We start from the raw sequence: 2399 nt of genomic DNA, 5'->3' as shown, positions 1-2399 counted from the left end.
GTTGCGCGTCGTCGAGGCGCGCAGCCGCAACTCGTCGGTCAGCGACTTCAGGCGAACCAGGCTCTTGACGCGCGTCATAAGCTGCAGGTCGTTGACCGGCTTGGTCAGGAAGTCGTCGGCACCGGCCTCGAGCCCGCGGACGCGGTCGGAGACCTGATCGAGCGCGGTGATCATCACCACCGGAATGTGCGATGTCGCCGGATCGCTCCTCAGCCGCCGACAGACCTCGAAGCCGTCCATATCAGGCATCATCACGTCGAGCAGCACGACATCGACCTTGCCGTTCTCGCAGGTCTCTATCGCATCCGGCCCGTTGGTGGCGGTCAGCACTTCGAAATATTCGGCCAGCAGCCGCACTTCCAGCAGCCGCACATTGGCAGGGATATCGTCGACGACGAGGATCCGAGCAGTCATTTCACAAGGCTCCGGCTCGGCTGAAGGGGCACATCACGCATCGCCCAGATAGGATTTGATGGTTTCGATGAAACGCGGCACCGAGATCGGCTTAGAAATATAAGCCTCGCAGCCGCCCTGGCGGATACGTTCCTCGTCGCCCTTCATGGCGAAGGCGGTCACCGCAATGACCGGGATGACGTGCAGTTCGTCGTCTTCCTTCAGCCATTTGGTCACTTCAAGCCCCGACACTTCAGGCAATTGGATATCCATCAGGATCAGATCCGGCTTGTGCTGGCGCGCCAAATCGAGCGCTTCCAGACCGTTTCGGGTGCGCACGGTCTCGTAACCGCTTGCCTCGATGAGGTCCCGAAAGAGCTTCATATTGAGCTCATTGTCTTCGACGATCATAACCTTCTTCGGCATCGATTTCCCGTCCCGGCTGCCCTTCCGCTTCGAAGGCAACCGTCATGCGCCCATGTCTGAACGCATCAAACCCTGCTTCACTTTACGGCAATATGATTGACGAAACGGAAATCCGCGGCTGGAAAACAGCGCGAATTCCACCTCGTCCCCTGCGCGTCCAAAGGGCGCGCCACGCTCTAATGGCTTGCCGCAAGCAACTCTTGCCATTACTGCGGGAGAGACTCATTCCACACACCGAAGGTAGTGATGGCAAACGCAGCGTCAATGCGCGAAGAAGCGGAATCGATTGCCGTGAAGGCCCTGGGCTTCGTCGCCTCCGATCCGGAGCTTCTGCCGCGCTTTCTGGCAATCACCGGCATAGAGGTCCATTCGATCCGCAAAGCCGCCAGCGAGCCGGGTTTTCTGGCCGGTGTCCTGCAGTTCATCCTCGCCCACGAGCCGACTCTGATGCGCTTTGCCGAGGAAACCGGCACCCCGCCGGCGGCTGTCGGCAAAGCCTTGCGGTCGCTGCCGCTGGGCGACGACAACCACGAGCATTCCATATGAGCGATGATCCGGAAACCGCGCGCCAGATCGAAGAACTGGCAGCCGACGACCGACCCTTGCTTGTCCTCGATGTCGACGATGTCGTGCTCGAATTCATCCGACCGTTTCCGAATTTCCTCAAGGCGCGCGGCTATGGCCTGACGCTGGCCTCGTTCCGGCTGACCGGCAACATCGCAGAGACCGCCAGCGGCCGCCTGATCGAACAGCCCGAAGTCACGGCACTGCTGGCCGATTTCTTTGACGCGCAAGCCGATTGGCAAAACATTACTGACGGCGCGTCAGAAGCCCTGGCAGGGCTTGGCGATCGCGCGGAAATCATCTTGCTGACGGCCATGCCGCACAAACACCGTGCCGTGCGTCGCGTCCATCTCGACGCGCTTGGGCTGAGCTACCCGCTTCTGACCACTGAAATGGCCAAAGGGCCGGCAGTGGCCAAGCTTCGCGGCAAGGCCGGCCGACCGGTGGTCTTCGTCGACGATCAGCCGCACAATCTGGCGTCGGTACGGGAATCGGTCGCCGACGCCGAACTGTTCCACCTGATGGCCGACAATTCGCTGCGCGCATTCCTGCCGCCGGTGACGGACGATGTGGTCGTCGTCCAGGACTGGCACGAGGCAGCGCCCAAGATCGCAAGCGCGCTGGGGCTCTGAACTCCAGCTTCAGGGTTCAGTTCGCACCTGCGCCGCCGCTGTCGTCTCCGCTGTCATCGGCGCCGTCACCATCATCCAGGCTGTCGTCCACGGCCGGATCGGCGGGCTTCAGCATGACGCCATTGACGGTGACCGAGCCATCGGCCTTGGCATTGACGATCCATTCCAGCCGGCCGTCGGGCAGCGTCTTGCCAAAGCCCTTCGCCATGAGAGCGACTGGCACGTATTGGCCAACCTCCGGTTCCGACTTTGCCGCTTCCTGCAGGCCTTCGACAAGCTTGTCGAAGCCGGCGACATCGACGGTTACGCTTCCTTCGGGCTTTTCGCCTGGGAATGTCATCTCGCCTTCCAGCGCGATCTCCGTGTCCTTGTTCTTCACGGTGC

4 protein-coding genes and 1 pseudogene are annotated in these 2399 nt (G+C 61.4%); 2 read left to right on the top strand and 3 right to left on the bottom strand.

Annotated features, from left to right (window positions below):
- Positions 1-414 (bottom strand): response regulator (locus EN893_RS29305; protein ID WP_128361996.1); only part of this gene is annotated, 414 nt, incomplete at its 3' end.
- Between the two features lie 33 nt (positions 415-447).
- Positions 448-819: a response regulator gene (locus EN893_RS29300; protein WP_127271107.1), complete on the bottom strand. Its 372-nt coding sequence runs from the start codon at positions 817-819 to the stop codon at positions 448-450.
- 246 nt (positions 820-1065) lie between these two features.
- Between EN893_RS29300 and EN893_RS29295 the strand changes: the two genes are divergently transcribed.
- Entirely contained in the window at positions 1066-1365 is a 300-nt protein-coding gene (locus tag EN893_RS29295) for a DUF3572 domain-containing protein (protein WP_024503583.1), read from the top strand.
- On the top strand, positions 1362-2015 hold the full coding sequence (locus tag EN893_RS29290; RefSeq protein ID WP_127271109.1) for a hypothetical protein: 654 nt from the start codon (positions 1362-1364) through the stop codon (positions 2013-2015). The genes EN893_RS29295 and EN893_RS29290 overlap by 4 nt, the downstream gene beginning before the upstream one ends.
- 16 nt (positions 2016-2031) lie before the next feature.
- On the opposite strand, the pseudogene EN893_RS29285 reads toward EN893_RS29290, so the two are convergent.
- A pseudogene (locus tag EN893_RS29285) lies at positions 2032-2399 on the bottom strand (hypothetical protein); the annotation flags it as partial.

It is taken from the genome of Mesorhizobium sp. M7A.F.Ca.CA.004.04.2.1 (assembly GCF_004022825.1).
Taxonomy (GTDB): domain Bacteria; phylum Pseudomonadota; class Alphaproteobacteria; order Rhizobiales; family Rhizobiaceae; genus Mesorhizobium.
The sequence above is the reverse complement of the archived record's forward strand: the minus strand, read 5'-3'. Positions and strand labels throughout refer to the sequence as shown.

Bases quoted from the DNA above. Each gene is read 5' to 3' on its own strand.
- EN893_RS29300 (WP_127271107.1), bottom strand. From the start codon at position 819: ATGCCGAAGAAGGTTATGATCGTCGAAGACAATGAGCTCAATATGAAG.
- EN893_RS29290 (WP_127271109.1), top strand. From the start codon at position 1,362: ATGAGCGATGATCCGGAAACCGCGCGCCAGATCGAAGAACTGGCAGCC.
- EN893_RS29295 (WP_024503583.1), top strand. From the start codon at position 1,066: ATGGCAAACGCAGCGTCAATGCGCGAAGAAGCGGAATCGATTGCCGTG.